The 5,588-nt window shown below is 62.4% G+C and carries 5 protein-coding genes; all 5 read right to left on the minus strand.

Annotation, left to right across the window (positions count from 1 at the left end):
- Positions 1-154: 154 nt before the first annotated feature.
- Positions 155-850, minus strand: coding sequence for a 4Fe-4S dicluster domain-containing protein (locus Q0L94_RS10400; RefSeq protein WP_296753082.1), 696 nt, complete (start codon positions 848-850; stop codon positions 155-157).
- Between the two features lie 44 nt (positions 851-894).
- Positions 895-3,771, minus strand: a complete 2,877-nt coding sequence (locus tag Q0L94_RS10405; protein WP_296753083.1) for a molybdopterin oxidoreductase family protein — start codon at positions 3,769-3,771, stop codon at positions 895-897.
- 268 nt (positions 3,772-4,039) lie between these two features.
- Positions 4,040-4,558, minus strand: coding sequence for a TlpA disulfide reductase family protein (locus tag Q0L94_RS10410; protein ID WP_296753085.1), 519 nt, complete (start codon positions 4,556-4,558; stop codon positions 4,040-4,042).
- Complete coding sequence (locus Q0L94_RS10415) at positions 4,555-5,256, minus strand: hypothetical protein (RefSeq protein WP_296753087.1); 702 nt, start codon at positions 5,254-5,256, stop codon at positions 4,555-4,557. The genes Q0L94_RS10410 and Q0L94_RS10415 overlap by 4 nt, the downstream gene beginning before the upstream one ends.
- 68 nt (positions 5,257-5,324) lie before the next feature.
- Positions 5,325-5,588, minus strand: a 264-nt coding sequence (locus tag Q0L94_RS10420; RefSeq protein ID WP_296753088.1) for a cyclic pyranopterin monophosphate synthase MoaC, incomplete at its 5' end; no start/stop codon positions are given.

Raw genomic sequence — 5,588 nt, forward strand, 5'->3', positions numbered from 1 at the left:
CTGTTCGCGGCTGAAGCCGCCGCCGAGCTTGAACGTGTCGGCGATGAACAGCAGCGAAATCAGGCCAAAGCCGGCACCCGATGCGACGGTAAAGAAGATGACTGAGAAAGCGGGATGCATGGATACTCCTGACGCAAATTAAGGGCTACGCGGCTTAGCGGCGAACCAGCCTGTTGGCGAACTGCTTGATGCTTTCCTTGAGGCCGCCTTTGGGCTGGGTGTCGACCGGAATCACCGGCTTGCGGCGCGGCGGCAGGTACTGGTTGGTCGGGTTGTAATTGAGCTCGGGCATCAGTGGGAAGCCGCCGCGCTCGCGCACGGTGCGCGACACCGCCGAATCGGGATCGTCGAAATCGCCGAACATGCGGGCGTGCGCCGGGCAGGTCAGCACGCACGCGGGCTGGCGCTCCTCCACCGGCAGTTCCTGATCGTAGATGCGGTCGACGCACAGGGTGCACTTCTTCATCGTGCCGCTGGAGCGGTCGAGTTCGCGCGCGCCGTAGGGACAAGCCCACGAGCAGTAGTTGCAGCCCATGCACTTGTCCTGGTCGATCAGCACGATGCCGTCCTCGGCGCGTTTGTACGAAGCGCCGGTCGGGCACACGGTGACGCAGTCGGCATCCTCGCAGTGCATGCACGACATCGGGAAGTTGACCGTCTTGTTGTTCGGATACTCGTCCATTTCGTAATGGCGAATCCGGTTGAACCACACGCCCGACGGCTCGGCGCCGTAAGGCTGGTAGTCGGACAACGGGCCGATGGTGCCGGAGGCGTTCCATTCCTTGCAGGCGATGGCGCAGGCATGACAGCCCACGCACACGTCGAGGTCGATGACCAATCCAAGTCTCATGTTGTGCTCGCTTTATATATACAGGTGCTGCTCAGTTCTGCTGTTCAGTTCTTCTCATGGCTGCGGGCGTCGTAGCGCAACACGTCGGGACGCTCGTAGCGCTCGTCGCCCGGATAGGCCTTCAGCGCGTCGAACTGCGGCCACGAGCCGGTTTCGCCCGGCGCGGCCTTCCAGATTTTCACGCGCAGATCGAACCACGCCGCCTGGCCGGTCACCGGGTCGGAGTTGGTGACGCGCCGCTCGCCCGCCTTTTCCGGCAGCAGCTCGGAAATAAGGTGGTTGAGCAGGAAGCCCTTGGTCGCTTCCGACGCATTTTCCTTCAGGCCCCAAGCGCCCTTCTGCTTGCCGATGGCGTTCCAGGTCCAGATGGTGTTTTCCTGGGTGCCTTCCATGGTCTTGACCTGGCAGCGGATCTTGCCGTTGTGCGATTCGACCCAGATCCAGTCGAAGTCCTCGATGCCCATTTCGGCGGCCTTGCGCGCGTTCATGTACATGTAGTTCTGCGCCATGATCTGACGCAGCCACACGTTCTGCGAATCCCACGAGTGGTACATGAACATCGGGCGCTGGGTCAGCGCGAAGAAGGGATACTCATCCGCGTCGACGCGTTGCTGTTCGAGCGGTTCGTACCACATCGGCAGCGGATCGAAGTATTTCACCAGACGCTCGCGGTCGACCAGGTTGTTGGGTTGCGGACCGTCGTACAGGCCCTGCCCGGCGAGGCGGAATTTCTGCAGCGGCTCGGAATAGAACTGCATGATGATGGGCTCGGCCTTGCCGACGAAGCCGACGTCCGCCGCCACGTCGAGGTAATCCTTGTTGGCGTAGCGCATGTATTTCTGGTTGTCGGGCCAGTGGTGGGCGTAGAAGCTCTGATTCTCGATGTACTTCTCCCACTGCTTCGGATTCGGCTCGCCTTTCAGCGACTGGGTGCCGTCCTTGCCGCGCCAGCCAGCGAGGAAGCCGATGCCGGGCGAACGTTCGTAGTTGACGATGAAGTCCTGGTAGCCGCTGAATTTGGGCGTGCCGTCGGGCTTGGTGAAAGCCGGGAATTTCAGGCGCCCCGCCAGTTCGACCATCACCTCCTGCCACGGACGCACGTCGCGGTCGGGTTTGACCAGCGGATAGCGAATGGCGTCGGCCGCCGCATCCGGCTCGGAAATCGGCCGGTCGAGCAGCGAGATGGTGTCGTGACGTTCCAGATACGTGGTGTCCGGCAGGATCAGGTCGGCGAAGTTGGTCATCTCCGAATGGAAGGCGTCGATCACCACCAGGAACGGAATCTTGTACTCGCCCGGCTCTTCCGGATCCTTGGCGCGCAGCATGTCCTGAATGTTCGCCGTATTCATGGTCGAGTTCCACGCCATGTTGGCCATGAACAGGATCAGCGTATCGAGTGCGTAGGGATCGTGGTTGGTCGCATTGGTGATGACCATGTGCATCAGGCCGTGCGAGGCGATCGGCACCTCCCACGAATAGGCCTTGTCGATGCGCAGCGGGTTGCCGAACTCGTCGATCACCAGGTCTTCCGGACGCGTCGGGAAGCCGAGCGGCGGGCGCGACAGCGGCGTATTCGGCGCGTTGATGATGTCGATGTTGTTTTCCGGCAGCTGGTGCGGCGGGATCGGCTTCGGATACGGCGCACGGGCGCGGAAATTGCCCGGCGCGTCGAGCGCGCCCAGCAGCATCTGGATCATGTGGATGGCGCGGCAGGAATGGAAGCCGTTGGAATGCGCCGCGATGCCGCGCATCGCGTACATCGCCACCGGGCGGCCGACCACCTTGTCGTGCTTGCGGCCCCACACGTCGGTCCATTCGATCGGCAGCTCGACCGTCTCCTTGAATGCGACGTGCGCCATCTCCAGCGCGATGCGCTCGATGGTTTCGGCCGGCAGGCCGCATTCCAGCGCGACGTTTTCCGGCGCGTAGCGTTGGTCGAGATAACGCTCGGCCATCAGCGACATCACGGTCTTGACGCGGCGGCCGTCGGGCGCGACGTATTCGCCGAACAGCGCGGGGGCGATATCGCCGTCCATGCCGTTCCTGAAAGCCTCCTTGTCGATATCCCAGATCAGCGGTTGATCGTTTTCATCGCGCAGGAACAGGCCGTCGCCCTTCTGGCCGGGGGCCTGCACCACCAGCCAGGAGGCGTTGGTGTAGCGAACCAGGAATTCGTAATCGAATTTCTCGTGCTTCAGCAGCACGTGCACCATCGACATCGCCAGCAGGCCGTCCATGCCGGGCTTGATCGGCAGCCATTCGTCGGCGATGGCTGAATACCCCGTCCTGACGGGGTTAACCGTAACGAATTTGCCGCCTTTACGCTTGAGCTTTTCCAGGCCGATCTTGATCGGGTTGGACGAGTGATCCTCGGCCACGCCCCACATGATGAAATACTTGGCGTAGTCCCAGTCGGGCGCGCCAAATTCCCAGAACGAAAAGCCAATGGAATAGAGACCGGCCGCCGCCATATTGACCGAGCAGAAGCCGCCGTGTGCCGACCAGTTGGGGGTGCCGAACTGCTGCGCCCACAGGCCGGTCAGCGCCTGCATCTGGTCGCGCCCGGTGAAATAGCCCAGCTTGGAAGGATCGGTGGCGCGGATTTCCTCCAGGCGGTCGCTCAGCACGTCGAGCGCCTGCTCCCAAGAAATTGCCTCGTAAATCCCCTCGCCGCGCTCGGTGCCCGGTTTGCGCATCAGCGGCCGCGTCAGCTTGGCGGTGGAATACTGCTTCATGATCCCGGCCGACCCCTTGGCGCACAGCACGCCCTGGTTGGTGGGATGGTTGCGGTTGCCCTGGATGAAACGAACCTTGTCGTCCTCCAGCGTCACTTTGATGCCGCAGCGGCAGGCGCACATGTAACAGGTGGTGTACTTGATTTCCTGCGCGTCGTGATTTTCGAGTTTTATTTTGGCGTTCATGCGGTCTCTGGATTCAAAAACGCCCCCCCGCGGCTCCACGATGGAGCCGCTTCTTTCCTGCCCGGATATACACACTAGGTGACTGCTGGAAGCAGCGCCAGCGCATCGGCACTGGATGCTGCGAGGACGGCTATATATTAAATATTCCGAATATGCCGTTATTTTGCACTTCAAGCCCCCGGCATGGCAAGCGAAAAGGCTGATGGTTCCATAAGGCCATCTGATGAAAAGTCCTTGTTTATTAAAGACTTAAGCATCCTTATTTCGTCTATTTTGCGTGCGTCGGCAACTCCGCCAGCAGCGACTCGATCACCCGCAGGGCCTCCCCCTCATCCCATTCGGTCGGGCCGGTCAGGACATGACGCACGCGGCCCTCGGCATCCAGCAGGAATGTGGTGGGCAGCGCAAACACCTTCCAGCGCTGGGTGTTGCTGCCATCGGGATCGAGCAGAATCGGGAAGCCCAGTTTCATTCTGGACAGATAGGCTTTCACTTCTTCGGGCGTTTCCGCACTGGACAGCGCGACGATAGCCAGCGGCCGCCCGGCCTGCTTCAGCCGCAGCCGCTCCATCGACGGCATTTCGCGCAGACAGGGCGGGCACCATGACGCCCAGAAATTGAGCAGAACCACCTTGCCACGGTAGTCGGCCAGCGTTCCGGGCACGCCATTCAAATCACGCGCCTTCAACTCCGGTGCCGGCCCGCTGGCACGCGCCTCGAACCCGGCAGCTTGTGCGCCGCCCGCCAGCAGCAGACTCATCACCCACGCTGTCAGCCATCGTTTCATTTGCACCCCCAGGCATTCAATTCGCGCAGCAGCATGGCATCCATGCGGCGGCTCTCGGCAATTTCAAACTCAGTCGGCGATTCGCGCGCCCAGTAGCCCTCGCGCAGGCTTTCCAGAACGGTTGCACTGGCCGTCGCACCGTGCAGCGCCAGATGATCCAGCAGCCCGGACAGCCAGGGCGTCGCCGCGGAACGGCGCGGCTGCAGCACGTGCACCCGCAAGCCGGCCAAGGTTTCCAGGTCGAGATAATCCGGCGCGGCCAGCGGTTCCGCCGTCATGTAGAGATTCGGATACAGCAGCAGCACGCAGAGCCGCTGCCGTTCGGCCGGCTCAAGCGAGGCCGCGGCACGCAACAACGGAACCGCAGCGCGTGCCACGGCAACGGCCGTCACCTGTTTGCCGCTGGCCTGCGCGGCGCGCAGCCAGTCAGCCATATCCCGTATCGGCACTTCATCCATGCTGCTCGGCAACTGCGGCAGAAAATAGGCGCTGGCGAGGTCGAGCGACCAGGTCTCCACGCCTTGTGCGGCCAGTTGCTGCGCAGCGTACACCTCGGATTCGGCGCGTCCGCGCTCGGGCGCCACCCACAGCAGCAACCGGTTTCCCGTGGCCGGAAACCGCTGATCGTCCGGCAGATCCGCCCGCACGGCGAACGAACATGCCCACATCCCCAGCAACAGGAATCCGAAAAAACGCATGCGGCGGTTCGATTTCTCCACCCCGGCATCATGCCGCGGCGCGAGGCAGGTGCAAGATGACGTTATGACTAGGCGCCCGCAGCAAGGGATGAACGCCAATGGCCAGAGCGCCCGCCCTGTTTTTCCAGCAATCGGATGTCGTCCATGCGCATGCCGCGATCGACCGCCTTGCACATATCGTAAATCGTCAACAGCGCGACGCTGACGCCGGTCAGCGCCTCCATTTCCACCCCGGTCTTGCCGACGGTTTCCGCGGTCACCGTGCAGGCGATCCACGATTCCGCCTGGTCGTGGCTGAATTCCACGCTCACCCGGGTCAGGGCGATCGGGTG

The organism is Thiobacillus sp. (assembly GCF_024708915.1).

Coding starts and splice junctions, on each gene's coding strand:
- Q0L94_RS10400 (WP_296753082.1), bottom strand. CDS start 850: ATGAGACTTGGATTGGTCATCGACCTCGACGTGTGCGTGGGCTGTCAT.
- Q0L94_RS10405 (WP_296753083.1), bottom strand. CDS start 3,771: ATGAACGCCAAAATAAAACTCGAAAATCACGACGCGCAGGAAATCAAG.
- Q0L94_RS10410 (WP_296753085.1), bottom strand. CDS start 4,558: ATGAAACGATGGCTGACAGCGTGGGTGATGAGTCTGCTGCTGGCGGGC.
- Q0L94_RS10415 (WP_296753087.1), bottom strand. CDS start 5,256: ATGCGTTTTTTCGGATTCCTGTTGCTGGGGATGTGGGCATGTTCGTTC.